A 26,565-nucleotide genomic window follows, 5' to 3' on the forward strand; every position below is an offset into this window, starting at 1 on the left:
GTTTCGTCCGAAGGTCGAGGACTGCTCCCGTGCTCGCGGCAGAGACCGTTTCCCCGGGCCGCCCGAGGTTCGTCAGCCGCGCCCGAGAGGGATCCGGACGTAGATGCGCAGCCCGTCGGCATCGCCGACAATTTCGACCTTGGCCGCGATTTGAGCCGCCAGGATCTTGTTGAGGAGCCTGGTGCCGAACCCCTCGCGGGTCGGTAGGGTCGGCGGCGGCCCGTCATGCTCGTTCCAAGTCCATGCGAGCCAAGGGCCCGCGTCGGAGTCCTCGACCGCCCACTCCACCACGATCCTGCCGCCTGGGTGCGCAAGGGCCCCGTGCCTGAGGGCGTTGGTCGTGAGTTCATGCAGCGCCATGCTTACGGGCACGGCGAGATCAGACGGCAACATCAGGGCCGGTCCCCGGAGTGTGATCCGCCCGCCCTCCGCGTAGGGGTCGAGTTCGGCCCGGAGGAGCCCCTCGAACGAGGCGACCTGCGCCTGGTCCTCGGTGATCAGGGCATGTGTCCTTGCCAAGGACAGGATGCGGCCGCCGAAGGCCCGGGAGAACTCCCCCATCGTGACCGAGGAGCGCATGGTCGCGTTCAGCACGGCCTGGACGGTCGCGAGCGTGTTCTTCACCCGGTGGTGGAGCTCGCGCACCATCAGGGCCTGGCGGTCCTCGAAGGCGCGGCGCTCGGTGACGTCCCGCTGGGCTGAGACCCAATGGGTGATCCGTCCTTCGGACCCGCGCACCGGCGTGATGAGCCATTCGACGACGTAGGTCGAGCCGTCCTTACGGTAGTTGACGGCCTCACCCCGCGCGGGTTCGCCGGCCTGGAGGGAGGCGCGGAGCCGGTCGAGCGCGCCCCTGTCCGTCGCCGGCCCCTGGAGAAGCCGCGGGGAGCGTCCCAGGACCGCCGCCATCTCGTATCCCGTCATGCGGGTGAAGGCCGGATTGGCGTACACGATGCCGGGGCCCGGCTCTTCGAGTTCGGCCGTGGTGATCAGGATGGCCTCGCCGGATGCCTCCACTGCCGCCTGGAGCAGCCGCAGGTCTGCCGTGACCGGCCCGTGTTCCTCGTTACCCACCAGCGTCCCCCAACGCTCCCGACCGCTACGATGAATGCCCTGGCCCGAGCGTGCGGGGGGATTCCGTGACGTGATCAACTGGCGTCGTCCGGAACGGTTTCGCCGGTGAATGAGGTGTCGCAAGCCGGCGTCGTTCGTCGGCCGTGTCGCGAGGACACGACGACATAGGAGCTCGGCAGCCCCCGCCCGCATCTTCGAGGTCGTCCAAGCCGAATGCGTTCGGAAAAGGCTTCGCCGTCGATGAGCCCTGTCTGCGCCAGACCGAAGTGCCCCGGCATCGAACTCGGTGACCATCCTCGAAACAGTTCCAGACAGGTCCCAATCGCAGGAGGCAGACCCGCAGGGCGGCAGGTGATGTCCGGCCTTGCCCACCGTCTGTTGCTCGTCCAGGGCAAGGCTCCTGACCGCTGTCGGGCGCGCATGCTTCTCGCGAGTTGGCGTCTCTCCGCGCTTAGCCGGGATGGGGACCCATCCGGCGGCGGTCGTGCTCGACCGCGAAGACGTGGGCGTAGAGATTGGCCATCCAGGCACGCCCTTCCACTGTCAGGTCCAGGAAACGGGCCGCATCGCCGATCACCGGCTCGACCTTGCTCCAGAAGAACGCCGGGTAGCGCTCCGCGAGGTCGGCCGGGCTGTCGTAGCCGAGCTGGCCGTCGAGTCCGGCCTCTACGAACTCGTGGAACAGGGCGTTGAGCTTGCGCGGGTAGAGGGGGTCGCCCATCTGCCCGATAAGGTCGGCTGCCCGTAGCAGGCCCGCCTCCGTGCCGGTCTCGCGGTGCTCGTCGTCCTCGGGCACCGGGAATCGGGTCAGCTCGATGGCCCGTATCACACGGTCCGCGTCGACGATGTCGTGCGTGCCGAAGCGCTCCTGCACCGCGAGCTTGGAGCGCTCGATGTGGTAAGGTGTCAGGGCGGCGTCGGAGGCGCCGCGCGGCAAGCCGACCATTGTACCTTGGGCATCAATGACGAAGGCATCGGCCCGGTCCACCGCGCAGACGCCGCGCACGTAGCCGATGTCGTGATAGAGGGCGGCCAGGATCATGTGCAGCCAGTCCTCGGGCGTGACGCCCCGCTGCAGGAAGCGGCCGCGCAGGATGTCCTGGGCGACGAGGGTGACGAGGATCGTATGGTCGCCGTCGTGGTAGAGCGCGTCGCTGCCGGCGATGCGCTCGATCGTGAGCCGCGCGGAAGTCTCGATGATCTCGGCGTATCGCGGCTCGCGGCTCCCGAACGTGCGCTGGTACGTCAGCGCGAGGTGCTCTCCCAGGGCGTTGGCGACCACTTTCGTCGTGTCGAACATGGTCGACTCCTCGCGTCCGGGCGGAACGCCAGCGAGGCTGGCCTCGCGCCCGCCGACCCTGGATGACCTATGTCTGCATCGACTGACGGACACCCTCCCAAGGATCCCTATTCATCCGTACCTATCGCGGCGGTTGAAGGTCGCCGCTCGCTCAGCCTCCAGAGGTGGCGGAACGCGTGACCGCGATGGCCATTCCCGAAGTCATTTCATCTGATCCGTGCAGTCCGCCAAGGACGATGAACATGTCGTCTTCGCGGCTTTACTGCAAAAGTTTGTAGGCACAGCTGCTTCGGTCGTGAATGATTGCATCGGGTTGTTTGGAAAATGTCTGCTTGTCTAGCAAACCTGCTCCGAAGCGGACATTCTGCTTTCGGCCACAACCGGTCATAAAGCCCGTCCGTAAGGCGATCGTCCTACGGACGTTCGGGATCCGCCTGCGGGATCCGCCATGCCCGAGGGCAAGACCGTCTCTCAAGACCCGTACGCTGATCCTTTCAATGGCGGGGGGCAATCGTACACTCCCTGCCATGACGACGATCCTGATCGGCTACGCACGCTGCTCGACCGACCGGCAGGACCTCGCAGCCCAGCGCGCTGCCCTCGAAGCGCTGGGAGTCCAGTCCGAGAGGATCTATACCGATCATGGACTGACCGGCACGAACCGGTCGCGCCCCGGGCTCGACCAGGCGTTGGCTGCAGCCCGGGCCGGTGACACGCTCGTGGTGCCGAAACTCGACCGCCTCGCGCGTTCGGTGCCGGACGCCCGCGGCATCGCTGACGCCCTCGTCGCCCGCGGGGTTCGGCTCGCCCTCGGCGCGAGTGTCTACGACCCGGCCGATTCAATGGGGAAGATGTTCTTCAACGTGTTGGCCACTTTCGCGGAGTTCGAGAGTGACCTGATTGCGCGCGTACCCGCGAAGGCATGGCGATCGCTCGGTCCCGCGGAAGGCTCCGCGGCAAGCAGCCGAAACTGTCCGCCGCCCAGCGCCGGGAGCTGCTTCGCATGCATGGCACCGGCGAATACGCGATCTCCGACCTGGCGGAGCTTTTCTCGGTGTCCCGTCCGACTGTCTATCGAACCCTGGCGAGCCGGATCCGGGACGCATGCTGAGGAATTGGCGGCTCGACCGTTCGCCTCGTGAAACTGGGGGGCTCTCGCGGCGTGCCGTGGATAGTGGCTGCCCGTCACTTCCCCCGGCGTACCGGCTTGTCTATTCCAGGTTGTACAGATTGCGATCGGGAGGGAGAAGATGTCTGGCGGTCCCGAGGCGGCATCGATTCTGGTGCTGAGCGCGGCGACAGGCGCTATCGCGTACGAGGGGCGTGCGAAACGCCTCGACGGCACGCACGGCGCTGTGCCCAAGCTTCACCTTTCAGCGTATCGTGGCATCCTTCGCGACCTGTGAGATGCGAAGGATTCGTTTCATGGCGGGCGGGTGGAAGAACTCGCGCAAAGCCGAACGGCGTGTCCGTCGTGGCGCTTGGCAGCCACAGGCTCGCGTGCGCGGCAAGGTTTCGTCCGTGCCGGTCGAGCAAACCGATCCGGGTGGGCTCTCCCCCGACGCATTCGAACGTGTCGTGGCTGTGGATCTTTTCTGCGGGGCCGGGGGCCTGACCCACGGACTGGAGCGGGTCGGCATAGATGTCACGTTGGGTGTCGACCTCGATCCCCGCTGCGCGTTTCCCTACACCGAAAACAACAGCGCGACTTTCTTGCCGGCGTCCGTGTCCGCCCTGACTGGCGCCGAGATCAAGGAGGCGTTCGGGGATGCACCTTACCGCCTCCTGGCGGGATGCGCCCCTTGCCAACCGTTCTCGTCCTACAGCCAGGGACGCAAGCCGTCCGAAGATGAGCGATGGAATCTGTTGGCCGAGTTCGGGCGGCTTGTGGTTCAGTCCGGCGCCAACGTCGTCACGATGGAAAACGTGCCGAAACTCGTCAAGGAGAAGGTCTTCGACGACTTCGTCGCCCTGCTCGTCGCCAACGGGTTCCGCGTGAAGCATCAGATCGTCGACTGCGTGCGGTACGGCGTGCCTCAGACGCGCCGTCGCCTCGTGCTGCTCGCGTCGAAGCTAGGTGAGATCGACCTGGTACCACCGGACGACGTGAGCGGCATGTCGGTGCTCGAAGCGATCGGCCACATGCCCCGGCTCGACGCGGGAGGACGGGACGGCGTGGATCGTCTCCACGCATCGGCCCTGCTGTCGCCGATCAACCTGGCACGGATACGGGCATCGGTCCCCGGGGGAACGTGGCGGGATTGGCCCTCGGGCTCGTCGCCGATTGCCACGCGAGGAAGACCGGTAAGACCTATCCCGGGGTCTACGGCCGTATGACCTGGGCCGACCCTTCCCCTACGATCACGACACAATACTTCGGTTTCGGAAGCGGTCGGTTCGGGCATCCCCAGCAGGACCGTGCCATATCGCTGCGCGAAGGGGCCATCCTGCAGAGCTTCCCGCCCGATTACCGCTTCGTCGAGGAGGGTAAGCCTGTCGAGACCTCGGTGATAGGGAGGCTGATCGGAAATGCCGTTCCCGTAAAGCTGGGGGAGGCGATAGGACGGAGCGTCCTGGCGCACGTACGAGAGCACGCCGTCGCATGACGGCTGCGGCGAGCCCCTTCTGGGCCCATGAGATGGCGCTGACGCGGCACTATCTCGGGACGGAGGGACCGGAGGGATCCCTGCCGCTCGCCTTCCTCGACGCCTCCGGTCGACAGATCGCACGGGCGCTCGGGCGCCCGGACGAGCAGGCAGACGCCGCGTTGGAAGCGTTCATTCGAATCTTCACGCCGACCAGGCTCGTCTATGCGCTCAGGGACGGCCACGTCGCACCGGCGCCGGCGGGCCTTCCTGTCATGGGCTGGTTCTCGTACCTCGTTCTCACGTGCCACGTGGCTTCCGTCTCTCCGAACGTTGCCGCATCCGACCGTTTTCGGGACCGCCTCCAGGTGAGACTCGGGCTCGACCGAGGCATTTCGGAGTTGAGTGGTATAGCGGAGCTTTGGAAGCGCGCTCGGGATTGGTGCGAGTTCCGGCACCAAAGCGGACAGCAGATCCGGCAGATCGCCCTTCCGGACCCAGGCACGGCAACGCAGATCGGCCACTCCCTGAGGATCTCGTTTCCCGCGCGCTCGGACCTCCGACGTATGGAGCGCCTCTTCGGCAGCCTTGCGATAGGGCGCCCCCCGGCGCCCGATCGGGTCGTCGCGCTGGTGAGGAGCGAGATCGCCGACCGCACGTGGTCGCAGGGGTTCCTGAGAGCGTTCGACGACTTCTCCACTCGGTTCCGCGCCGGCGACAGGCTGTTGGAGGACCACCCCTTCTGGATTGCCATCCGAGGCCTGAGCAAGCCACCGACCGCACGTGGAGCGCAGCGGGTCTTCGGCTCGGATTCCATGCCAACTTCGATGGATCGGCCTCCTATTTCGTCAAAACCGACGATCCCGAAGCGCTGCGGGCCCTGTCCGTCGAAACGAACCCGGGATGCGAACCGCCGTCGATCGACCTGAACCTCTCGGACATGCTCTCCCTACTCGAAGGGGGCATGCTTTGGGTTCCCCGCCGATCCGGCGATGCCATGCCGAAGGGGCTATACCCTTTTCGGAGGCTTCCTGGGGCGTCTGGAGCGGCCAGCGGACACCGGAAGGCGCCAACGTTCGCCTGCTTCTCCGTGCCGACGTGGCGCGACCTGCCGCCGTCGCGATAGACCCTGCTGCCGCCTGGGTACTCGGTCCGCCGGTATCGAGCGAGGCAGCCGACACGTTCCTCGCAACGCTTCGCGGACAACCCCCGGACAGATCCGGGCTCGTCGGCGTTCGCATCGGCGGCGGCATCCGTATGGATGACGCCTATCTGGGTCGACCACGCTTCCTGCCGCACGTCGGGACGGGTCCCGGGTGCTCGGTCGCGATCGCACCGTTCGGCACGACAGTCGGCACGATCGGGGTCGAGGCGGCGGGCGCAGTAGTGGAACTGAGTTGCCCGGCTCCACTGGACGGGGTCTGGCGCCTCGACGTGATGGAGAGAGGGACAGTGAGGGCCCGCCCGTCGTTGGCGTTCGAGCCCGATGCACGCCTAGCCGCCCGGAGGTCCGTGGACGATCTCGCCACCGACTGGCGTCCGGAGGAGCCAGATCCCCTCGGCTGCTCGCCGCAGGCGGTTGCACGCATAGACTCGGACGGTGACCAGGTGCGGACGGACGCCGCGCTTCTGGACCTGCTCGAAGCGCTGTACGCGAGCGGCGCCGGCGGGTGGGCAGAGGGCGTCGTCGCCGGGATCGTGGGAACCTGCCTTCCCGAGCGCTTCGCGGGTTGGGACGCGCTCCGCCTCCTCGCCGACAGCGGATGGCTGGTGGCGCGGGTCTCGAAGCGGTGGCGCGCGCGGCGGTGGTATTTGGTCCCACCGCATTTGACGGCCTTTCCTTCCTCGGGAACGGTCGTGCTCGAAGGAGCGGCGACCGCCAGGCTCAGGAAAACGTTCATCGAAGTCGGCGCGGCGATGGCATCGACCATCCAAACTCGCGCGGTCGCCGCGGATTGGTCGATACCGACGCTGAGTGCTCGTACGTCCGATCCCGTGGCGTTCGCGGCGGCGGTCGGCCTCCCTCTGATGGAAGCGACCGCCAACCTTCCGCCTACCGAACATACGTTGAAGTACGACGATACGCTTTACGGCGACCAACGGCGGAACGTGGGATCGACATGGGATTGGGCTAGGAGCCGCTTCACCGGCCACGCGGGCGGAAAACGGTCCGCGGTCGTCCTCGAAAGGCTGGCGACCGCTCGCCCGAGCGCGGCCGACATCTACCGAATCTCCGTCGACGGCGGTACAGTACAACTTCTAGATGGTAGAAACGCAGCGATAGCGTTGGCGCATCGAACGGCTGCGGTACCATTGTTCACATTCGACGGACGCGGAAGCATTTTGCGGAGGGTTGCGGGCGAAGGGGCGCTTCCATCCGTCGTCGCCCGCTACCTACGCTTGCGGAACGGGTGTGGACCGGGCCTCGATTTCGGCACCCATGGAAGGGGATACGTCGCGAGGTGCCAAGCCTCGGACGCGAGGATGCTGAAGGCTTGGATGGGGTCTGCGTTGGAGGGTGTCGATGACGGTCCGGCGGTTCGAGACCGTATGCTCCGTGCGCTCGCCCTTGGACGATCTCGCGGGCCTGACGGTCCGCGTCTGATGGCCGGCATCGCGGCGAGGTCGTAGCCATGTTGCCGCGCGAGACCGACCTGCTCGGCAGGGACATCTACATCGGAACGACGCTATTCCAGGACCCCAGGGTGGCAAGGCTCGTCCCGCTCGCGCTTGCCCGCCCAGACGGTTGGCGACGCGTCGAGCCGAGCCGTTTCCCGGACGAGGGCCACGTCTTCAGCGTCGATCCGAAGGTGGTACGTCGACCCAAAGGCTACGTCGTGCTTTTTACGATGGGTCGTAACGATCGACCCGGCGGACGGGATCGATTCATATCAACGGAGGTCGACGAGCCGTTCGAGCTCGTGAGCGAGTTGGCGGAAGCGACCTCCGGTGCGCGGCGAACGGCAATGATGGAGACCGGCGTCGACAGGCATCTCCAAGAAGAGCCCCGCGTCCTGGTGCCGATCGGCGACGGCGAGGTTGCCTTCCCACGGCTGCAGCGGCCGGGTCCGGGAGCCCGATGGACGCTCTCCCTCCAGGAAGAAGCGGACAGGATCGAGGTGTACGCGACGCCGGCGGGTGGGTTTGCCGAATTCCCGGTGGAGGGACGCACCTTCGCGCTGCCCGGCCGCGTGCCGACGCGATCGGTCGGCTGCGTCAACTGGCAGTCCGACGGCGAATTCCTACAGTACCTCGTCAGAAAGTTGCGGAAGACCGGCACGTTCACGTCCGCATCCGACGACTTCAAAGTCACGGACCGGATGCTCGTCAGGTTGCACGCCTTCTACCGGGACGCCAACGTCATCGGCGAACGAGCCGGGGTGAACGAAGCGCTGCGCGACCGGCTCGGCGAGTTCTTGGGCAGGCTGTCCGCGGGCAGCGTCGCCTTGGCCGACATCGCGGACGCACTTTACGCGCATCCCGAGGTCCGATCGTCTCTGGCGCGATTGTCCGAGGCGGATCTCGACGCGCTGCGCGACCGGGAGTTGGCCCGCCTCAGGCCCGTGCTGACGGGCCAGATCGAGGGAGAGTTGGCCGAGCGCTATGCCGAGCGCGATAGGGTGCTCGCGGAAGTCGCCGACACGGCGAGCCGCCTCGCGGCCCAGACCGAGGCGCTGCGCCAAGTCGAAGCCTTGGCCGGCTCCGGCTTGACGACGTTGCGGGAAGGGTTGGGCTCCTACCTGGATCGGATCCGCGAGGCGGGATCGGCGCTCGGCCTCATGGCGGAGTTGACCGGCTCGCGTCCTCCCTTCGGCGGCGAATCCGCACCCTTGGATGGAGCGCCGTGGGCCTCGGCGTCGGCCCGCCACGACCGGGTCTTGGCGCTTGGCGAGTTCGCCGGCGCGGCCGTGGAGCGGTCGAAGGGGCTCGGTCTGCCCGTGGAGATCCCGCGGATGGTAGACGTGCTCTGCCGTGCCGGCGAGATACCGATCCTGTACGGGGACTCGGTCGACGTCGCGCTTGGATGCTACGCCGGCTTGGTCGCGGGCGGCGAGGTGGCGCGGATGCCGCTAGACCCGACCGTCCTGGGCCCGGACGACGTCTGGCGGCGCCCGGCCTCGGGCGAGCCTACGGTGTTCGCCCATGCGTGGCGGTCCGCTCTGTATGCGCCGGATCGTTTCGTCCTGCTCTGCCTCGACGACCTGGATCGCGCCTCATTGTCGGATTGGTTTCCTCGGTTCCAGGCGCTGTATCGCGGCGGTCGACCGGCGAACCTTCTGGTGGTCGCGACCGTATCCGGCGACGACGAGGGGGAGAAGGCCCGGGGCGACGGCCTCAAGACGCAGGTTCCCTGCCACGCCGGTCGCAGGGCCTACCTCGCCGCCTTGCGCGGTAGGGAGACGTCCGACGCGTCGAGACTGGTCCCGCCAGGGCGACCCACGCTGTCAGCCGACGAGCGCGAGACGCTGCTCGAAAGGCTGTCCGGCACGGGCGGGGGCGGCGATCTCGGACGACGCCTGATGGACGTCTACCTGGCCTCGCGGGTTTGGCTCGACCACGCGGCGGCTTGCGACTTCGCCGCGGGGACGCTCGTTCCCGTGGACCGCGCGGCGCAACGGTCCGACGCCGAAGGCCGCGTCATCACCTTGAACGCGGCGGGCGAGAGGAAGGGACAGTCGACATGATCGATCCGATCGGCTCATTCGAACGGCTCCGCGACTTCTTCCTGACCTATCTCGATACCGCTTACCGCATCAGGCAGCGCGGCCTTTCGGACGCGCGCCGCGCGCTGATGTCCTCGCCGGGCGCCCTCGCCACCGAGCCGTTGCTCGAACCCGTGCCTCGCTACCGCGCATGCGACTACCGCATCGAACGGCTGATGGACGACTGGGACGGCAATCCGATCGGCCACATGAGCGGCAAGGCGCGCGCCGCCTTCGTCGAGCTCGTCCTCTCAGGACTGTTCCCCGGTCGTGACGTGGCGGGCGGCCCTATCGCTCGCGAGAGCCTGTTCAAGCTCAAGCCCTACGAACACCAGATGCACATGCTGGCTCGTGGCACGCAGCCGGGGCAACCAGGCATCGTGACCTCGGGAACGGGATCCGGGAAGACCGAGTCGTTCATGCTCCCCGTGATCGCTGCGTTGACGCGGGAGGCGGTCGATTGGCCGGATGCGCCGTCAGGCTACCTGCGCGGTCGTTGGTGGCGCGACCACGAGGAGCGTTTCGCGCTCAAACGCGCCGGCGAACCAAAGGGACGTCCGAGGGCCATGCGAGCCCTCGTGCTCTATCCGATGAACGCGCTGGTCGAGGACCAGATGACGCGTTTGCGGCGCACGCTCGATTCCCCGGAAGCCCGCGCCTCGATGGACCGCCACCTCGGGGGGAACAGGATCTTCTTCGGACGATACACGGGCGCGACGCCGGTCACCGGCTTCCTCGACCACCCCCGCCGCGCGGGCACGAAGGAGCAGGAGAAGCGCCGGGCGCGCAAGATTTCCGAGCTCGCGGAAGCGATGAAGGAGTTCGAGGACGGGCATGTCCAGGCATGCCGGCACGACCGCGAGAACGACGACAAGCCCGAGCCCACGCGATACCTGTTCCCATCAACGGATGGGTCCGAGATGCTGTCCCGCTGGGACATGCAGGCCGACCCGCCGGACATCCTCGTGACCAACTCGTCGATGCTGGGAACCATGCTGGCTCGCGAGGTAGAGGCGCGGATCTTCGACCAGACGCGGCATTGGTTGGAACGCGACCCCGACGCCTACTTCTACCTCGTGCTCGACGAGTTGCATCTCATGCGCGGGTCCGCGGGCACCGAGACCGCGGGTCTCATCCGGAGCCTGATCCATCGGCTCGGCCTTCATTCGCCCGAGACGCGGCACAAGCTCAGGATCCTCGCTTCGAGTGCCTCTCTGCCCACGACAGGCGAGCAGGGGGACAGGAGCCTGAAGTACCTCGACGCCTTCTTCGGTCCGTTCGGCACCTACGACCGCGAGGGCGCCGAGGGCTTCCAGGACCGGACGCGTTGGGCCGAATGCATCGTTCCGGGAATGCAGGTGTTGCCGCCCGAGCCCGCGATGGGTTCGTTGGCCACCGCTCCGTTCGCCGCCCTCCTCGCGGCGCTTCCCGGCGAAGGCGACCTGGTGAGGACGGTTGCGGACACGCCTGCCTTCCGCCGAGCGTTCGCCGACTGCCTCCTCGCGATCGCTGGGGGCACGGAGCCGGCTGCGTTCGAGGACACGCTCGCGCGTGGGGTCGAGGCGGCGGCCGGGGCGATGGTCTGGGCCTGCCGCACGTCGAAGGACGGCGAACCGATCGCGGTGCGGGCCACCTCGGTCGCGACCATGGCGGACAGGCTGTTCGGGGCTTCGGGGCCCGACGAACGCCTCGCGATGCGGGGCCTGGCCCTCATGCGCGGCGTCGGTGACGTGATGGAGAAGCTCTTCGGGGTCAAGCCCGACGAACGGACCCCGAGCTTCCGCATGCACCAGTTCGTCCGGAGCATCGAGGGGCTCTTCGCGACGCCGGAGTTCAATACGTCCGATGGCGCGGTGGCTTATCGTGGCGTCTCCGTCGACCGGGGATTGACCTACACGACCGTCGGGGAGCGGCACAGGCGGAAGTTCGAGTTGGTCTACTGCGAGGCCTGCGGCGAGACCTTCGCGGGCGGCATGAGAGGCGTACAGGCGAGCGGGGCTTCGGAAATCGAGCTGCTTCCTTCGGTTCCGGACCTCGGTGCGCTTCCCGAGGCCGGGGGCGTCGGCCACTACGAACAGCTGAGCTACGCCGAGTTCGCAGTCTTCTGGCCCTCGACGAAGCTGCCGGCGGACACCGGCGACAACGAGGCTTGGATCGACGGCACGCTCGACACCGGCACCGGCGTCGTGAGACCTGGCTTTCCCGCCACGGCGGACGCCACCCTCGTTCCCGGCCGCCTCTTCCACTGCGCCAGGCCGCAGAGGTCGCACAAGCGTGCGTTGACGTCCCCGGGAACCGCGGGCCCGGACTGCTGCCCGGCCTGCGGCATCAACTACGCGCCCCGCAAGAAGCCCCGTTTCTCGCCGATCCGGAGCTTCCGGTCCGGCTTCAACAAGACCTCGCAGTTGCTCGCGACCGAGATGTTCGAGGTGCTGCACGCGAGCGGGTCCTTGCCTAAGGCCGTGGCCTTCTCCGACAGCCGTCAGGACGCGGCCAAGGCCGCCATGGAAATCGAGAGATCCCACTACCAGGACCTCCGACGGCTCATGATCATGGAGCTGGCGGACCGCGTCGCGAACGCGGCCGACAACGCCGAAGAGATCGCCCGCCTTCGCAAGCTGGTGCGCAAGTACGACGACGAGGAAGAGGACGACCTGGCGGACACGACGCGGAAGCAGATCCGCGCCTTGAAGGCCTCGTCGGGCAAGGATCGCATCCCGCTGCGCACCATCGTCGAACAGAGGATCGCGAACGCCGGTCATTCCACGAGCCCGATGCTGCAGGAGATGCTGCGCCTCGGTGTCCACCCGACGGACGAAGTCGGCGTGAAGCGGTACGGCAGGTTCGACTGGCCGCAGCTGTTCGAGCGCGAGGACGGTCGACTGGTCTGGCGGAGCGGCGGGACCGTGGACGCCGACATCCAGGCCGCCCGCGTCGAGATCGTCGACAAGCAGGATCCGCACATCGACGAGGTGCTGTTCTCGCGGAGCTACTTCGCCCTGGAGGAAACCGGCCTGGGCTACCCCACGCTGTTCACGGACGAGGTGCCCGACGACGCCGACAGGCTCGATGCCTGGCTCCGGGTCTTCGGCGACGCCTACCGGGTCTCGTCGAACCGGTACATGTCAGACGAGTACGACCCTTGGATCGACGCGGTACCGAAGAGGAACCGGGTCTACGCGTTGGCCAAGGCCGTGCGTCCGACCGATCCCGATCGCGAAGTCGCCGACGTGTTGGGGCGCCTCCGGGACCTCAAGCACGCCGAGGGTAGGATCGATGCCGGTCGCCTGGGCGTGCGCATGATCAAGCCCGAGAACGACTACTGGCGGTGTGGCAAGTGCTCCCGTGTCCACCTGCATCGCGGCGTGGGCTTTTGCACGCGCTGCCGCGATCCACTGGACGCGCTCGCGACGGGAAAGGTCGCGGCGCTTCGGAAGGACAACTTCCTCGCCGGACGCATCGTGAGGGGGAAGGCGGAGGGAGTGTCTGGTTTTCGCCTCCGCTGCGAGGAGCTCACCGGTCAGACCGGCAGCCCAGCCGATCGCTTGCGCCGGTTCAAGGGGATCTTCGTCGCCGACGGCGCGCAGGTCGACCGGGACCTGAACCGCGCCGCTGCCGAGATCGACCTGTTGTCGGTGACGACGACGATGGAAGTCGGAATCGACATCGGTGCGTTGCAGGCCGTCTACCAGGCCAACATGCCGCCTCAGCGATTCAATTACCAGCAGCGCGTCGGCCGGGCCGGGCGTCGAGGGCAAGCCTACTCGGTCGTAGTCACCCTCTGCCGGAGCCGAAGCCACGACCTGCACTACTTCCGTTCTCCCGAGGCGATCACGGGCGACCAGCCTCCCCTCCCTTCCTGGCCGTCGACCACGTCGACATCCCCTCGCGTCTGGTGCGCAAGGTGTGGCTTCTGAAGGCGTTCGACAGGATGAGGGACGCGGCGGGAGCCAACTGGCCGGGAGACGACGCCAAGTCCGACCCGCACGGCGAGTTCATGCCGGCGGCGGTTTTCTACGCCGTCGGGGCGCCGTGGCCCGACGCTCTGCGGGAGGCCCTCGACGGCACGACCGGGACCCGCGACGAGTTCGCGTCCGTGATCGGCCAAGGCATTCCAGGACGTGCGGCCGAGCTCGTCGACGCTTGCGCGACCGCAACCGTCATGGCCGACGTGATGGCCCAGGCCGCCGCCGGGGCGGCCTTCGACGCAGGCTTGGCGCAGTTCCTGGCTGAGAAGGGCCTGTTCCCGATGTACGGAATGCCTACCCGTGTCAGGAACCTTTATCTCGGCTTGAAGAAGGCCGGGCGCAGCCGGCTCGCTTGGGACAGCGTGGATCGCGACCTCGACGTGGCCATCTACGAGTTTTCGCCGGGGCAAACGCTCACCCGCGACAAGCAGGTCCACCGGGCCGTCGGCTTCACGGGCGGCTTGCTGCCTCCGTCCGTGCAGGGCAGGTTCGTCCCGAAGATCCCCGTGTCCGCATTCTGGCACGACGCCGATCCCGCGATCGCCGAATGCCCCGGCTGCCGCGGGCGGACGCTGCACGACACCGTCCGGATCGATACGTTCGCGTGCGCCGACTGCGGGGTGGAAGTCGGCCGCGAGAATGCGACCACCTACTATGTGCCGTCGGGTTTCAGGACGACGTTCCGGCCGGAGGATCCCAGGGACGACGACGAGGCCGCACCGCCTCCCCGACGCGTGGTCGCCGCCGAGATCCGCGACGTGGCCGTCAGCTCCGTCGACGGCACGAACCTGTCGATTCACGCCGGTTCGGGCGCTTCTGTGCTCAGGATGAACGACGGCCCACCACCGGACCCATCCAACGTGACCGGAGGGTACACAGTCAGGCGGGCGACGCAGAACAGCCTGTTCATGCCGCGGGGCATCATCGCGAAGGGTCCCCCGTTGGAGAACCAGTTCGTCACGCAAGAGGTTTCGTCGAAGCGCGAACGCTGGACCGAGGCCGCTGAGCCACCTCAGACGGGCATCCGCTTGCTGTCCGTCAAGCCGACCGAAGCCCTTTATCTCGAATTGAGGGCGATCCCCCGCGGCCTACGGTTGGGCGCCATCGGCAGGACGCCCAACCGGGCTGCGATCCGGTCCGCCGCCATAAGCGCGACGCAGCTGCTGCTGCAACGGGCATCTTTGGAGCTAGACATCGATCCGGACGAGTTCGAGGCTTTGGAGCCACGCGTTCGCGGCGGCCTGCCCATGATCCAGATCGCCGACAATCTGGTGAACGGCGCGGGCTTCTGTCGTCGGTTGGCCGAGGTGGAGCGGGGCGGCACGCCGACCATCGTCCGCCTCCTCCGGTCCATGCTCGACGACGAGGACGACCCGATCGTGGGGGCCTTTCGCGAACTTGAGCATCGCCGCAACTGCGCACAGGCGTGCTATCGATGCATGCAACGCTATGGGAACCGTCAGTTCCACGGCTTGCTGGACTGGCGGCTCGGCCTCGGCTTCCTGCGCGCCCTCGTCGATCCGGAATACCGTTCCGGCCTCGACGGGCGATGGGGCCCGGCGATCGAACTCGCCGACTGGCAGCGCCTGGCGACGAACGTTCGTGACGATGTCTGCAACCTCAACGCCTCCGCCCGCCAACCGGTGTCGCTCGGACGGGACAGGCTGCCTGGCATTCTGGAACGAGCGAACGGAGGCGAGAGGTTCTACGTCATGGTGCATCCGTTCTGGCGCGTGGACGACGCCGCCGGACCCGACGGTGCCTTGGCGAGCGTTCGTGGGGATGTCGGTGGCGGGGAGCTACACTACGTCGACACCTTCGACGCGAGCCGACGGCCCGTGTCCGCCCTGGACACGTCGCGGGCCCGCGACACCGAGTAGCGATGCGGCGGAGGGCTGGACCGGGGAATGGACAGCGTCGACCCGATCAAGCGCTCCGCCATCATGCGTAGCGTCCGGCAGAAGAACACCGGACCCGAGATGGCGCTGCGACAGGGCCTCCATGCCCTCGGGCTCCGGTACCGCCTGCATGCGAAGGAGCTTCCCGGACGGCCGGACATCGTCTTCAGGAAGCGCCGGGCCTGCGTCTTCGTGCACGGCTGCTTCTGGCACCGGCACGGGTGCTGGAAAACGACCACCCCCAAGTCCAACGCGGATTTCTGGAACGAGAAGTTCCAGGCGAACCAAGCTCGGGACCGAAGGGCGGTCGACACGTTGCTCGCGGCCGGGTGGCGCGTCGCAACGATATGGGAGTGCGGCTTGACCGGTAAGGCCGATCCCTCGGAATGCGCGGAGTTCGTGGCCCGATGGCTGGCGGGCGACGAGCCGACCGGCGACTTCCCGCCTCCGGTCGCAAAGCCGCCGCGTGCGAAAACTCATCCTGTCGCCACCCGAACGTTATCCATTGAGAGCGGATCCTCTCGTTGAAAACGATACGGAACGTTTGCATCCACAAACTCGGGAGGGATGCCCTCGACCATACACCCGGCCACGCGTGATGGGGTGCTCGGTGTTGCAAGAGGCCAAGCTCCTGGTTCTGGACACTTCGCACTTCGGGCAGTGGGTTCGGGATGCTTGTTCCCGTCGTGCCGACGACCGGCGACGTGCCTCGGCCTTCGGGGACGCCCTCGATCGGGCCGGGTGGGTCTGCGCATTTGGCTTCGAGCACATCGCCGAGATCCATGGACACGCAGACCCCGACGTACGGACGAACCGCCTAACCTTCATACGGGCCATGCCGCTGATCGCCTACGTCCGTGCCCGGCATGGCCTGGAGGCCGGGTTCGGCAGCGTGGTCGACGTGCTCGGCGCGGAGATCGCGGCGGCACTGAAGGTCGGGACGTCCGAACCGGCCGCCGTCGCCGCCGCGGCCCGACCGAACGTGTTCGCCTATGCCCCCGGATCGGACGTCATGCGGCACCTCGACGATGCCGGGCCGATCCTGGGTGACATGCTTCGGGCGCAGGCATCGCGGAACAGGCGGACCGTCGCCTTGTCTCGCGCCGAGGTGGAGCGGCCACCCGACGTGACTGTCGCCGAACTCGTGCGGCTGCCGCTCCGGACCGAGGAGGATCGAGAGGCGTTCATGGAGCGGTTCGGCGCAAAAATGGTCAGCGAGGTCGTCGACCGCGGGGACCGGCGGATCGAGGATCCCCGCGCTGTGGCCGACGGGTTGTGTTTCGGCGTGCAACTTTGACCCCCTGAGGTGGGGGATCGGCGCCCAATTCTGACCCCCTGAAGCTTGCTCTCGCAGACTGCCCTCCGGGACGACCGGACGGGTGGTGGGGGATGAAGGGCGTGGACACGATTGCGCGCATTCGGCGCGAGTTCTTCACCCGCGGCCGCGCGATCAAGGACATCGTCCGCGACCTGCACGTCTCTCGCAATACGGTCCGCAAGGTCATCCGCTCGGGTGCGACTGCCTTCGCCTACGAGCGCGAGGTACAGCCCTTGCCCAAGCTCGGACCCTGGCGGGACCATCTCGATCGAATGCTGACGGCGAACGCCGGCAAGCCGCCTCGCGAACGGCTCACCCTGATCCGGATCTTCGAGGCCCTGCGCGGGCTCGGGTATGAGGGCGGCTACGACGCGGTGCGCCGCTACGCCAAGGGCTGGAAGCGCACGCGCACGGCCGTCATCGCCCCCGCCTTCGTGCCGCTCGTGTTCGCCCCCGGCGAGGCCTACCAGTTCGACTGGAGCCACGAGATCGTGCTGATCGGCGGTACGACCACGACGGTCAAGGTCGCCCACGTCCGGCTCTGCCACTCGCGCATGTTGTTCGTGCGGGCCTATCCGCGCGAGAGCCAGGAGATGGTCTTCGACGCCCACGACCGGGCGTTCGCTTTCTTCCGCGGTACCTGCCAGCGCGGGATCTACGACAACATGAAGACCGCGGTGGAGACGATCTTCGTCGGGCGCGAGCGCGCCTACAACCGCCGCTTCCTGCAGATGTGCTCGCACTATCTCGTCGAGCCGGTGGCCTGCACGCCCTCATCAGGGTGGGAGAAGGGCCAGGTCGAGAACCAGGTCGGGCTGGTGCGCGAGCGCCTGTTCACGCCGCGCATCCGGGTGAAGAGCTACGACGAACTGAACGCCCTGCTGCTCGACGGGGTGATCGCCTTCGCCAAAGGTCATCCTCATCCCGAGGAGCGGGAGCGCACCGTCTGGGAGCGGTTCGAGGCCGAGCGGGCGGCGCTGGTGCCCTATGCCGGCCGCTTCGACGGCTTCCACGCCGTGCCGGCCAGCGTCTCCTCGACCTGCCTCGTACGCTTCGACAACAACCGCTACTCGGTGGCCGCCTCAGCCATCGACCGTCCGGTCGAGGTGCGGGCCTATGCCGAGCGCATCGAGATCCGCCAGGACGGTCGCATCGTCGCCGAGCATGCCCGCGTCTTCGGCCGCAACCAGACGGTGTTCGATCCCTGGCACTACGTCCCCGTGCTGGCCCGCAAGCCCGGCGCGCTGCGCAACGGCGCACCGTTCAAGGACTGGGTTCTGCCTGCCGCCCTCGACCGGGTCCGGCGCAAGCTCGCCGGCTCTGCCGACGGTGACCGGCAGATGGTCGAGATCCTGACCGCCGTGCTCGGCGATGGCCTGCCCGCGGTGGAGGCCGCCTGCGCCGAGGCGCTGCGCGAGGGCGTGCACTCGGCCGACGTCATCCTCAACATCCTGGCTCGCCAGCGCGAGCCGATCGCGCCCGTCACCCTCCTGACGCCCGAGGGTCTGCGCCTGCGCCACGAGCCCGTCGCCGACTGCGCCCGCTACGACAGCCTGAGGAGAGCCCCATGATGGAACGTCAGCAGATCCTCGCCACCATGGGCGAGTTGAAGTTGTTCGGGATGAAGGCTGCCTACGACGAGATCATCAAGGTCGCCGTGAAGCGCACGCACGAGCCCCAGCAGATCGTCGGCGACCTGCTCCAGGCCGAGATCAGCGAGAAGCAGGCGCGCTCGATCCGCTACCAGATGACGATCGCCAAGCTGCCCCTGGCCAAGGACATCGCCGAGTTCGCTTTCGATGGTACGCCGATCAACGAGATCCTGGTGCGCGACCTCGCTGGCGGCGAGTTCCTCGCCCATCAGCGCAACGTCGTGCTGGTCGGCGGCACCGGCACGGGCAAGACCCACCTCGCCATCGCGATCGCCCGGGCCTGCATCCGGGACGGGGCACGGGCCCGGTTCTACAACGTGGTCGACCTCGTCAATCGGCTCGAAGCCGAGGCGCGTGCCGGCCGGCAAGGCCGCATCGCGGACCATCTCGCCCGGCTCGACCTCGTGGTGTTGGACGAACTCGGATACCTGCCGTTCGCACAGTCGGGTGGGCAGTTGCTGTTCCACCTGATCAGCCGTCTCTACGAAACCACCTCGATCGTGGTCACCACGAACCTCGCCTTCGGAGAATGGCCAAGCGTGTTCGCCGGCGACGCCAAGATGACCACGGCACTGCTCGACCGCCACACTCACCATTGCGAGATCGTCGAGACCGGCAACGAGAGCTGGCGCTTCAAGAACCGCGCCTGAAGCCCGCACACTCGGCACGCCTGCTGGACCCCTGATCAGCCCGGCTGCGCTACCCCGACCCGCTACGCCGGTCTGATCAGGGGCGTCGAGGCACACACGCCAGAGGGGTCAAAGTTCGACGCCGATCCAGGGTCAAAGTTCAACGCTGTTTGACAGGCTCAGCCTCGAATCGAGCGCTGCGCCCTGCTTGATTGCCGCGATCAGCCGGTCGACGATCGCGGCCGCCTGGTCGCGGAGCCGCTCGGCAATCGCGAGGGCCTCGTTCGCGGGTGCGCCGGCTTCCGGCGGCGGGGCGTCCGCGAGGATCGCCCATGACAGGACCGCCCGCTTCAGAGAGTGGTAACGGGGCCGGCTCTCCTTGCCGCAGGTCCCGTTGCGGTTGCCCGCGCACCGCAGGCAGGGCGTGCTCCGGGGGCCCCTGTCCCGGTAGTTCATCGGGCTGTCGCAGGCGTCGCAAACAGGCAGGCTCCCGAAAAGATTCGAGAGGACAGTCCCTCGCCGGCCGCCGGTGTTTCCCTTGCCCGGCCGCGCCACCTTATCCGAAGCCTACCGGGCGCCCTTCCAGAGCCCGTCCGGGATGACCTGGGGGTAGTAATCCTCGATGGCGTCGCCAACCGGGATGCGGCGCTCGAACCTCACCCTGTGTGAAAGGTTGGCCGGCCGGTCGTCCCGAGCGGCCTGTAACTCCGGGGGCCGCACTCGCTTCAGCCGTCCGATCTTCGGGTTGCCGGAAAGGCGCTTCGGCCAACGGAGCCGGGGCCTGGCCAAAATGAGCAACCCGGGCACCGCGCAGGCGGGAACGAGCGTCTCGGCCGGCGCCGCCAGGAATAGCTCCCGATTGCCGGATGCATCGCGCTCGTACAGGTGGATACCGTGCTCCGCCAAAAGGCCCAGCGCGGCCTTCAGCGCACCCTCGTCCAGGGCGCCATCGACAACGTTGGTCTTGCCAATGACTTGTTGGAAAGGCCCCGAGATAGGCCCTGTTTCCCCTCCCGACGCCCGTCTAGCCCCTAGGATCACCCACGTACCCTGGGTCGCCCCGGGTTGGTCACTCTGAACCCGACAAAAACCGAAAGGAGATTGCTATCATCTCGGCGAGCAGCGTGGGGTTTCCATTGCCCGGAGGGGAGGGGGCAGTGCCCCCGCGCGGCGGCAGGTTCACCCTCCGCCGACGGCGGCCGTCCACTCCACGCGCGCATGCCCTCGATCCCGGCTTCCCTGACCACGGGGCCGACCGTGCCGGCGCGTGCGTGTCCCGATCCAGGTCACGGCGCGCCGGGTCGACGGGCCATCCGATTCGCGCGCGGGATGGCCCATGGCGGGGTTGGGCAGCCCCCATCCATGGGGCGCCTCCTAGGTGCAGGCAGGCTCAGTAGTCGGCCGCAGGATCCCCGGTTTGGAGATTGCCAGCGACGCGGCTAGCCTCCTCGATGTCGATGGGTGTGCTGCCCCATCGTCAGCTCGATCCGACCCCAGATGATGACGGCGAACGCGCAGACATCCACCACCCCCTGCGATGCCACCCGCGCCCACCTCCGGGCAGCCCATGTCGCATGGCTGCACCCCAAGGGCTCCGTCGGGCGCGCCTGGGTCGGGACGAAGGTCATCGACGACGACGGCGAGCGCTTCGAGGGCGAGACGCTCGACCCGGCCGATGCCGTCCTGAGGCAGCATGCCGCCGATGATCGGTACAGCAGCCTGAACAGGTTCTGGGGTCGCCGGCGCACGGGTGAGTGCCTGAAGTCGGTCGGCTCGCTCGTCCTCGACTGGGACTACCAGCGAGACGAGAGCCTGCCCTTCTATGGATGGGCGCCCGAGGCCGTGCGCGACGTCCTGATCGAGGCGATGGTCGCCGCCGGAATCCCGCTGCCCTCGATCTGGGTCGCCTCGGGATGTGGACTACAGGGGACGTGGGCATGCGACGGCGTGAAGGCTGCCGCGTGGGCGCGCGTGCGCGCGGTCTACGATGCCCTGCATGGGCCCGACCTCGCCACGAACGGCATGCCGAAGGTCAAGCGCAGGCACGCCGACCGCGAGCTCGACGCGATCGAGGCCAAGCGCCTGCCCATGTGGCGCGTGTTCCGCGACGCCGGCGTCGACCGCGTCTGCCGCGACAGCGCCCGCGTCGTGCGGCTCGTCGGAAGCATGAACGTGAAGTCCGGCAGCATGGCGCGGCTCATCGCTCCTGCGTCGTTCTCGGACGCGACGCGCCACACGTTCCACGCCTTGGCCGACGCCATCCTGCCCGTGTCCCGGCGCGAGATCGAGGAGCGCAGAAGGGCCCGTGCTGAGGCCCAAACCGCTGCGGCCGCCAACGACAATTCGGCCCCTGCGCGTCCCCGTCGCCATGCCGGGCCGGCCGGACGATGGGTCGGCATCCTGCGCGACCTCCACGCGTGGCGAAACGGCATGGGCGGCCCGCCCAAGGGCAAGCGCGAGATTTGGCTGTTCCTCACCGCGAACGCGACCGCGCACGTCCGGGGTGGACGCCGAGAGGATTGGGCCGCTGAGCTCGCTCCTCTCGCAGGCCTGACCCTGAAGGAGGCGATCAGCGCCCTCGGGACACTCGACCGTCGCCAGCGCCGCCACGAGGCTGGCGAGACCGACGAGTTCAAGGGCGTCGAGCAGACCGTCCTCTACAACCACGCGGCCGCGACGATGGTGGACCTGCTCGACATCCAGGTCGAGCAGGCTGAGAGGTTCGGCCTGCGACCCCTGTTCCCCGGCGGCGGCAAGGCCATGACCCCGGCCGAGAGGCAGCAGGCACGCCGCCGTCGCCTCGGGATCGAGAGCGCCTCGGATTCGGCCGAGCGTCGGCTCTGGATCGGCATGTGGGCGTTGGGGCAGCGCACAGAGGGATGGAGCCTCGCCGAAATCTGTGCCTTCCACGAGCATGGCAAGGAGGCTGTCCTATCTGCCATGCGCCTCGCCTCCGACGAGTACGGGCTCGGCGGCGCGATCGATGTAGAGACCTTGACGGCCGCCCGTGATGCCGAGGCTCTGCGGCGGTCCTCCGTCATGGCCGAGACGCAGAACGAGGTCATGGCTGACGCCACCGGGAGCGATGAGGCTGGCGAGCCTGTCGGGTTCGCGTCACGCTATATTGTGGGCTCTGCCTCGCGTGAGGCCCGCCCCGCCTCCCAGATCGTATCCGGCCCGATCCGGATCACCCGCTTCACGCCCTTCCACGTCGTCGTCGAGACCGGCACGGGACGGTGGTCGTGGACGCGGTACGAGGGCGTCCTGTGCCGGGGCTGGACGAGCGAGTGGCGCCTGGAGACCGACCGCGCCGCCGTCAGCCCGGAGGACGCTGCGCTTGCCGAGCAGGCCCGTCAGGACATCGAAACCCGGTCATCCATCGCCTCCCGGAGTGCTAGGCGCCGACCTGGCCGGGACAGGTCTCGGACCCGTCAGGCGGCCGTCCGCAGGGCTCCTCTGCCGCCTCTCGACCTGGCTCGCGAGGCCGAGGCTTACTTGGACGCCTCGGGTGGCTGGTCGACGCCGCGCCGTCCCCCCGCGCTTGTGGCTGCCTAGGCGACGCGGTATTGTCGGGTCGCCTGGGGTACGGGCGAGATGCAGCACATCTCGGAGGCCCCTCCGCCGCGTGCGGGGGGGCCTTCATCTCTTTCGGGCCCCCGCGTGGCGCTGACCGGGACACGGGCCCTGTGGCAGCCTCCCCGGCATGGCACGCAGGCAATCCTCCTCCGGCTTCAACCTCGGCGACTTCGACGGCGTCGACCTCGCCGTAGACCTCGCGGCCGACATTGAGCGGTGGCGCGACCAGTTCGTCGCCACCGTCGGCATGGGTGACCATTCCCGGGGGATGGCGAAGTACAGGCGCGCCGCGGGCTGGGCGGTCGACGAGGTCGCCAAGCAGGCCACCCAGAACATCAGGTGGCGCTTCCACCAGACGCTGAAGAGAAGGTCGCGGTGGACCGAATCCGCGGTCGCCTACAAGCGGCTGAGCAAGGCGGAGCTGAACGCCCTGGAGAGGGGCGAGCGCAGCTCAGAGGACGTCTACGCCCAGGTCTTCGTGAAGGCCAAGCAGTCGGCGTACCTGAAGTACAGCTTCGGCATGGAGACGAACGTCCGCCTGCCGGGCGACGTCGGGCTCGCGCAGAACCGGATCCTCATCCCCTGGTGGGACAACATCACCAAGACCCAGGGCGTCCGGCCGACGAAGGACGGCGGCGTACCCCGGGCATTCCTGTCCCGGCTGGCACGCGAGGTCTCGGCCGACAGGGCGCCGAAGCGGTCCGGCACCCAGAGCCGCTGGGGGGTCTACTACGGCAACATCACCATCCACGGGCAGCCGCACGAGGGCTACATCGCCCGGCCGCCACGGGTGCCCGTGACGGAGCAGGACGTCCTGCATCGGGGGCACTCGGCCTTGGACCAGGTCATCCAGACCCGGGGCGGGGACCTCAAGCGCATCGGGCGACGTCTGAAGGACGTCGACCACCCGCGGGTGCTGTTCCTCGCCGTCGACAAGGCACGCTACCGGCCGATCCTGCAGAAGCCGTGGACCGAGGCCTGCGAGGACGCCGCCTCGCGCGTGCCCGAGATCATGGCAGCCCAGCTCGACGAGAACCTCGGGCACCAGCTCAAGAACGCCCGCCACCTCTACCAGGCCGCCCGGCCGGGACCGGGAGGCCCACGACATGGGGAACCGGGCCTATCCGAATTCGGGGCGCCGGGGGACGCTCGGGGCACAGGAGCGATCCCCGTGCAGCCAGCCCCGACGCCGGCACCCGTGCCGTCCACCATCCACGCCCAAGCCCCCCAGCGCGGCAATCCCCGCGGGATCCGGGCCAAGGCCACCGACCACGCCGTCAGGCGCTTCGCCGAGCGGGCGATCGGCGTGGTGGTCGACGAGGCCTTGGACGACACCGCCGCCATCGCCGAGCTCGCCCATCGCGGCGTGAACGTGCGCCGGGTCCGGAAGACGCTCGGCGAGTACGGCGGCCTCGGCGTCGCCAACAGGGCGCAGGCCGTCATCGTCAACGGGTTGAAGCTCGTCATCCGGGACCGCTGCGTCGTCACCGTGCTGGCCAAGAACCAGGTGCGCGAACCTTCGGCCGAACCGGCTCGCGCGACGTGCGTGCTCCACGCGGACTACCGCTCATGACCGACGCCCCCTTCACCTTCGAGGGCTGCGAGAGCCCGGCCGCCTGCCGCGAGGGGATCCGCCCGCTCCTCGGCACCGGCATGGACTGGTCCGAGGTCCACTGCGGCCGCTGCGGCAAGCGCGGCATCGTCCGCCACGCCGACCTCGACTCGGCCAAGCCCGCCGCCACCTCGAAGGCCAAGCCCGCCCCGGCCGAGCCCGAGGCCCCGGCCGCGGCCCCTGCCGTCGAGCCGGAGGCCAAACCGTGACCCTCGACGGCCTGCCCTTCCAGACCCAGCACAAGCGGCGCGAGGCCGAGTGGGTCGGCGCGCTCGTCCTGTTCGGCGTCGCGGTCGCCCTGCTGCTGCCCGGCGCGACGTTCTCGCGCCCGACTTTCTACGCGTTCGGCGCCATCGCCCCCGAGGGGACGTGGGGGGCCACCCTGCTCGGCGTGTCCGTCATCCGGATGATCGCCCTCTGGGTGAACGGCTCGAAGCACCACAGCCCGGCGATCCGCTTCATCACCGCGACGACCGGGGCGTGCGTCTGGACCTGGCTGGCCTGGCTCCTCGCCCACGACGGCTACCCCGGCTGGAACACCGGCGTGGGGGCCTACGGCGTCCTCGCCGCCGTCGACGCCTACTGCGCCCTGCGCGCGATCTGGGACCAGGGCGCCAACGATGCACGCGCCCGCATCGTCAGGAGAGCCACGCGTGGCTGAGTGGCTCATCGAGATCCTCGGGCTGCCTGCCGAGGCCCTGAAGGCGATCGGCACGATCCTCGTCGGGGGCATCCTCGCGCTCGCGACCTACGTCGCGTCGCGCATCAAGGAAGCCCGTCGTCCGGCCGAGCAAACGCCCGCCTTCCCGCGCATCTCGCTCGACCCGGCGGACCGTGACCTCGGCTTCACGCTCATCCGGACCGGCACCGACCTGACCCGGGCGCTGCACGACCACGGCGAGATCCTGCGCGGCCTCGGCAGCGGTGGTGGTGGATCCACCCCGCCGGCCGCCCCGCACCATGCCGGCCAGCCCGGCCGCCGCAACCGGTCGAGGACCTGACCATGGCGCGCGAATCCTTCAGCCCCGCGATCGCCTACGTCCTCGCCCACGAGGCGGGCTACGTGAACGACCAGGGGACAACGGCGGCCCAACGAACCTCGGCATCACCCAGACGACGCTGTCGGCATGGCGGGGCGTGCGGGTCACCGCGGCCGACGTGCAGGCCCTCGGCCGGCCCGAGGCGACGGCGATCTACCGGTCCGAGTTCTGGGACCGGATCCGCGCCGACCTGCTGCCCCGGGGCCTCGACTACGCCCTGTTCGACTTCGCGGTGAACAGCGGCGCCGGGCGCGCCGCGCGGTTCCTCCAGGCCCTGCTCAAGGCCCGCAAGCTGTACGCCGGCGACATCGACGGCGGCATCGGGGCCAAGACCCTTGAGGCCCTCGCGAAGGTCACCGACGTCGCCCGCCTGGTTGCCGACCTCTCCGCCATGCGGCTGAGGTACCTCAAGACCCTCGACGACTGGCCTCACTTCGGCAATGGCTGGACCCGGCGTGTGGGCGAGGTCCAGGTCGTCGCCACCCGGATGTCCTTGCCCTCGGCGCCTGCGCCGGTGGTCTCGACGCTCCCGGAGCCGGCGCCGTCCTCCCGCGCCGCGAAGGTCGCCGTGTCCCGGACGCTGCCGGGCAAGGCGGCGATCCTTTCGGTCGCCTCGGCCGTCGGCGAGCAGGCCTCCGAGTACGCCTCGACGTTCAGCGCTCTCCAGGACATCGCCCCGGTGTTCAAGTGGGCGTTCGTCGCCTTCACCGTCCTCGGCGTCCTGGCGGCCATGGCCAAGGCCATCCAGCTCGCGCAGGGCAACGGCGACATCCCGCGGATCCCGCGCGCCGCCCGGGCCCCGGATCCCGCAGGGGCCCCGATTGAGGCCCCTGCCGCGCCCGTTCGCCGCCGCCGTCGAGACCCCTTCCGCGGACGGCGAGTTCTTCGCAAGCGTCGACGCGGCCGAGGCCGGCTCGGGCCGATCGCCGAGGATCCGGCCGACCCGGAGGGCACCGGCCCGAAGCTGCCTCCGATCCCCGAGCCGACGCACGTCGAGCACGCGGTCGCGGCCGAGGCGGTGCCGGCCTGATGGCGAGCCCTCTGCCCCTCGCGCTGCCGCTGGCGGTCCGGCTCTGCCTGAGCCTGGCGTGGCCGACGCCGTCGGGGGGCGTCCGGCCGGGATTCGCGTGCCCGTCCGAGGCGCCGGGTCCCGCCCCGGTGCTGCCGACCATGCCGGCTCCGGCCGCCCCGCGCAGGAAGGGATCCTGAC

22 protein-coding genes and 1 pseudogene are annotated in these 26,565 nt (G+C 68.5%); 19 read left to right on the forward strand and 4 right to left on the reverse strand.

Annotation, left to right across the window (positions count from 1 at the left end; all coding sequences use genetic code 11):
* Positions 1-72 precede the first annotated feature (72 nt).
* Positions 73-1,074 carry an HWE histidine kinase domain-containing protein gene (locus ACFQE0_RS14625; protein ID WP_378970850.1) on the reverse strand — a complete coding sequence of 334 codons (1,002 nt, stop codon included), beginning with the start codon at positions 1,072-1,074 and terminating at the stop codon, positions 73-75.
* 451 nt (positions 1,075-1,525) lie between these two features.
* Positions 1,526-2,374, reverse strand: a complete 849-nt coding sequence (locus ACFQE0_RS14630; protein ID WP_378970853.1) for a metal-dependent phosphohydrolase — start codon at positions 2,372-2,374, stop codon at positions 1,526-1,528.
* A 527-nt stretch (positions 2,375-2,901) separates the two neighbouring features.
* Here ACFQE0_RS14630 and ACFQE0_RS27660 point away from each other — a divergent pair.
* From ACFQE0_RS27660 to istB, 12 genes and pseudogenes are all read left to right on the forward strand, one after another.
* Positions 2,902-3,516 carry a recombinase family protein gene (locus ACFQE0_RS27660; protein WP_465264075.1) on the forward strand — a complete coding sequence of 205 codons (615 nt, stop codon included), beginning with the start codon at positions 2,902-2,904 and terminating at the stop codon, positions 3,514-3,516.
* A 283-nt stretch (positions 3,517-3,799) separates the two neighbouring features.
* Positions 3,800-4,711, forward strand: coding sequence for a DNA cytosine methyltransferase (locus ACFQE0_RS14645; protein WP_378970855.1), 912 nt, complete (start codon positions 3,800-3,802; stop codon positions 4,709-4,711).
* Positions 4,708-4,980 carry a DNA cytosine methyltransferase gene (locus tag ACFQE0_RS14650; RefSeq protein WP_378970857.1) on the forward strand — a complete coding sequence of 91 codons (273 nt, stop codon included), beginning with the start codon at positions 4,708-4,710 and terminating at the stop codon, positions 4,978-4,980. Before ACFQE0_RS14645 ends, ACFQE0_RS14650 begins: the two co-directional genes overlap by 4 nt.
* A 32-nt stretch (positions 4,981-5,012) precedes the next feature.
* Positions 5,013-5,888, forward strand: coding sequence for a hypothetical protein (locus ACFQE0_RS14655; protein ID WP_378970859.1), 876 nt, complete (start codon positions 5,013-5,015; stop codon positions 5,886-5,888).
* Positions 5,889-6,216: 328 nt separating this feature from the next.
* A complete protein-coding gene (locus ACFQE0_RS14660; protein ID WP_378970861.1) occupies positions 6,217-7,590 on the forward strand; it encodes a hypothetical protein in 1,374 nt (457 codons plus the stop codon).
* A gap of 386 nt (positions 7,591-7,976) precedes the next feature.
* Positions 7,977-9,644: a hypothetical protein gene (locus ACFQE0_RS14665; RefSeq protein ID WP_378970864.1), complete on the forward strand. Its 1,668-nt coding sequence runs from the start codon at positions 7,977-7,979 to the stop codon at positions 9,642-9,644.
* Entirely contained in the window at positions 9,641-13,579 is a 3,939-nt protein-coding gene (locus ACFQE0_RS14670; RefSeq protein ID WP_378970867.1) for a DEAD/DEAH box helicase, read from the forward strand. Before ACFQE0_RS14665 ends, ACFQE0_RS14670 begins: the two co-directional genes overlap by 4 nt.
* Positions 13,558-15,510 (forward strand): hypothetical protein, encoded by a 1,953-nt coding sequence (locus ACFQE0_RS14675; RefSeq protein ID WP_378970869.1) that lies wholly within the window; start codon positions 13,558-13,560, stop codon positions 15,508-15,510. The genes ACFQE0_RS14670 and ACFQE0_RS14675 overlap by 22 nt, the downstream gene beginning before the upstream one ends.
* A 27-nt stretch (positions 15,511-15,537) precedes the next feature.
* Positions 15,538-16,056, forward strand: coding sequence for a very short patch repair endonuclease (locus ACFQE0_RS14680; protein WP_378970871.1), 519 nt, complete (start codon positions 15,538-15,540; stop codon positions 16,054-16,056).
* Between the two features lie 307 nt (positions 16,057-16,363).
* Positions 16,364-16,825, forward strand: coding sequence for a hypothetical protein (locus tag ACFQE0_RS14685; protein ID WP_378970873.1), 462 nt, complete (start codon positions 16,364-16,366; stop codon positions 16,823-16,825).
* 92 nt (positions 16,826-16,917) lie between these two features.
* A pseudogene (gene istA / locus ACFQE0_RS14690) lies at positions 16,918-18,411 on the forward strand (IS21 family transposase); the annotation flags it as partial.
* A gap of 5 nt (positions 18,412-18,416) precedes the next feature.
* The gene (gene istB, locus ACFQE0_RS14695) at positions 18,417-19,148 is read left to right on the forward strand and encodes an IS21-like element helper ATPase IstB (RefSeq protein WP_465264089.1); all 732 of its coding nucleotides are present in this window, start codon (positions 18,417-18,419) and stop codon (positions 19,146-19,148) included.
* A gap of 132 nt (positions 19,149-19,280) precedes the next feature.
* Here the strand turns inward: istB and ACFQE0_RS14700 are convergent, their stop codons facing one another.
* Together ACFQE0_RS14700 and ACFQE0_RS14705 are read right to left on the reverse strand one after the other, a co-directional pair.
* The gene (locus ACFQE0_RS14700; RefSeq protein WP_378970877.1) at positions 19,281-19,583 is read right to left on the reverse strand and encodes a hypothetical protein; all 303 of its coding nucleotides are present in this window, start codon (positions 19,581-19,583) and stop codon (positions 19,281-19,283) included.
* A gap of 111 nt (positions 19,584-19,694) precedes the next feature.
* On the reverse strand, positions 19,695-20,033 hold the full coding sequence (locus ACFQE0_RS14705) for a hypothetical protein (RefSeq protein WP_378970879.1): 339 nt from the start codon (positions 20,031-20,033) through the stop codon (positions 19,695-19,697).
* A gap of 591 nt (positions 20,034-20,624) precedes the next feature.
* Here ACFQE0_RS14705 and ACFQE0_RS14710 point away from each other — a divergent pair.
* The 7 genes from ACFQE0_RS14710 to ACFQE0_RS14740 all read left to right on the forward strand — a co-directional run bounded on the left by ACFQE0_RS14710 (position 20,625) and on the right by ACFQE0_RS14740 (position 26,564).
* Complete coding sequence (locus tag ACFQE0_RS14710) at positions 20,625-22,682, forward strand: hypothetical protein (protein WP_378970881.1); 2,058 nt, start codon at positions 20,625-20,627, stop codon at positions 22,680-22,682.
* Positions 22,683-22,830: 148 nt separating this feature from the next.
* Positions 22,831-24,276 (forward strand): hypothetical protein, encoded by a 1,446-nt coding sequence (locus ACFQE0_RS14715; RefSeq protein WP_378970884.1) that lies wholly within the window; start codon positions 22,831-22,833, stop codon positions 24,274-24,276.
* Positions 24,273-24,524: a hypothetical protein gene (locus tag ACFQE0_RS14720; RefSeq protein WP_378970886.1), complete on the forward strand. Its 252-nt coding sequence runs from the start codon at positions 24,273-24,275 to the stop codon at positions 24,522-24,524. Before ACFQE0_RS14715 ends, ACFQE0_RS14720 begins: the two co-directional genes overlap by 4 nt.
* Complete coding sequence (locus ACFQE0_RS14725; protein ID WP_378970888.1) at positions 24,521-24,976, forward strand: hypothetical protein; 456 nt, start codon at positions 24,521-24,523, stop codon at positions 24,974-24,976. The genes ACFQE0_RS14720 and ACFQE0_RS14725 overlap by 4 nt, the downstream gene beginning before the upstream one ends.
* A complete protein-coding gene (locus ACFQE0_RS14730; protein WP_378970890.1) occupies positions 24,969-25,316 on the forward strand; it encodes a hypothetical protein in 348 nt (115 codons plus the stop codon). The genes ACFQE0_RS14725 and ACFQE0_RS14730 overlap by 8 nt, the downstream gene beginning before the upstream one ends.
* A complete protein-coding gene (locus ACFQE0_RS14735) occupies positions 25,276-26,385 on the forward strand; it encodes a glycoside hydrolase family 108 protein (protein WP_378970893.1) in 1,110 nt (369 codons plus the stop codon). The genes ACFQE0_RS14730 and ACFQE0_RS14735 overlap by 41 nt, the downstream gene beginning before the upstream one ends.
* Positions 26,385-26,564 (forward strand): hypothetical protein, encoded by a 180-nt coding sequence (locus tag ACFQE0_RS14740; protein ID WP_378970895.1) that lies wholly within the window; start codon positions 26,385-26,387, stop codon positions 26,562-26,564. The genes ACFQE0_RS14735 and ACFQE0_RS14740 overlap by 1 nt, the downstream gene beginning before the upstream one ends.
* The last annotated feature ends 1 nt before the right edge of the window (position 26,565 follow it).

This window comes from Methylobacterium komagatae (genome assembly GCF_042661665.1).
Classification (GTDB): domain Bacteria; phylum Pseudomonadota; class Alphaproteobacteria; order Rhizobiales; family Beijerinckiaceae; genus Methylobacterium; species Methylobacterium komagatae.

Bases quoted from the DNA above. Each gene is read 5' to 3' on its own strand.
- ACFQE0_RS14630 (WP_378970853.1), bottom strand. From the start codon at position 2,374: ATGTTCGACACGACGAAAGTGGTCGCCAACGCCCTGGGAGAGCACCTC.
- ACFQE0_RS27660 (WP_465264075.1), top strand. From the start codon at position 2,902: ATGACGACGATCCTGATCGGCTACGCACGCTGCTCGACCGACCGGCAG.
- ACFQE0_RS14645 (WP_378970855.1), top strand. From the start codon at position 3,800: ATGGCGGGCGGGTGGAAGAACTCGCGCAAAGCCGAACGGCGTGTCCGT.
- ACFQE0_RS14650 (WP_378970857.1), top strand. From the start codon at position 4,708: ATGACCTGGGCCGACCCTTCCCCTACGATCACGACACAATACTTCGGT.
- ACFQE0_RS14655 (WP_378970859.1), top strand. From the start codon at position 5,013: ATGGCGCTGACGCGGCACTATCTCGGGACGGAGGGACCGGAGGGATCC.
- ACFQE0_RS14660 (WP_378970861.1), top strand. From the start codon at position 6,217: ATGGATGACGCCTATCTGGGTCGACCACGCTTCCTGCCGCACGTCGGG.
- ACFQE0_RS14670 (WP_378970867.1), top strand. From the start codon at position 9,641: ATGATCGATCCGATCGGCTCATTCGAACGGCTCCGCGACTTCTTCCTG.
- ACFQE0_RS14680 (WP_378970871.1), top strand. From the start codon at position 15,538: ATGGACAGCGTCGACCCGATCAAGCGCTCCGCCATCATGCGTAGCGTC.
- ACFQE0_RS14685 (WP_378970873.1), top strand. From the start codon at position 16,364: ATGCCGCTGATCGCCTACGTCCGTGCCCGGCATGGCCTGGAGGCCGGG.
- istB (WP_465264089.1), top strand. From the start codon at position 18,417: ATGGAACGTCAGCAGATCCTCGCCACCATGGGCGAGTTGAAGTTGTTC.
- ACFQE0_RS14700 (WP_378970877.1), bottom strand. From the start codon at position 19,583: ATGAACTACCGGGACAGGGGCCCCCGGAGCACGCCCTGCCTGCGGTGC.
- ACFQE0_RS14710 (WP_378970881.1), top strand. From the start codon at position 20,625: ATGATGACGGCGAACGCGCAGACATCCACCACCCCCTGCGATGCCACC.
- ACFQE0_RS14715 (WP_378970884.1), top strand. From the start codon at position 22,831: ATGGCACGCAGGCAATCCTCCTCCGGCTTCAACCTCGGCGACTTCGAC.
- ACFQE0_RS14720 (WP_378970886.1), top strand. From the start codon at position 24,273: ATGACCGACGCCCCCTTCACCTTCGAGGGCTGCGAGAGCCCGGCCGCC.
- ACFQE0_RS14735 (WP_378970893.1), top strand. From the start codon at position 25,276: ATGCCGGCCAGCCCGGCCGCCGCAACCGGTCGAGGACCTGACCATGGC.
- ACFQE0_RS14740 (WP_378970895.1), top strand. From the start codon at position 26,385: ATGGCGAGCCCTCTGCCCCTCGCGCTGCCGCTGGCGGTCCGGCTCTGC.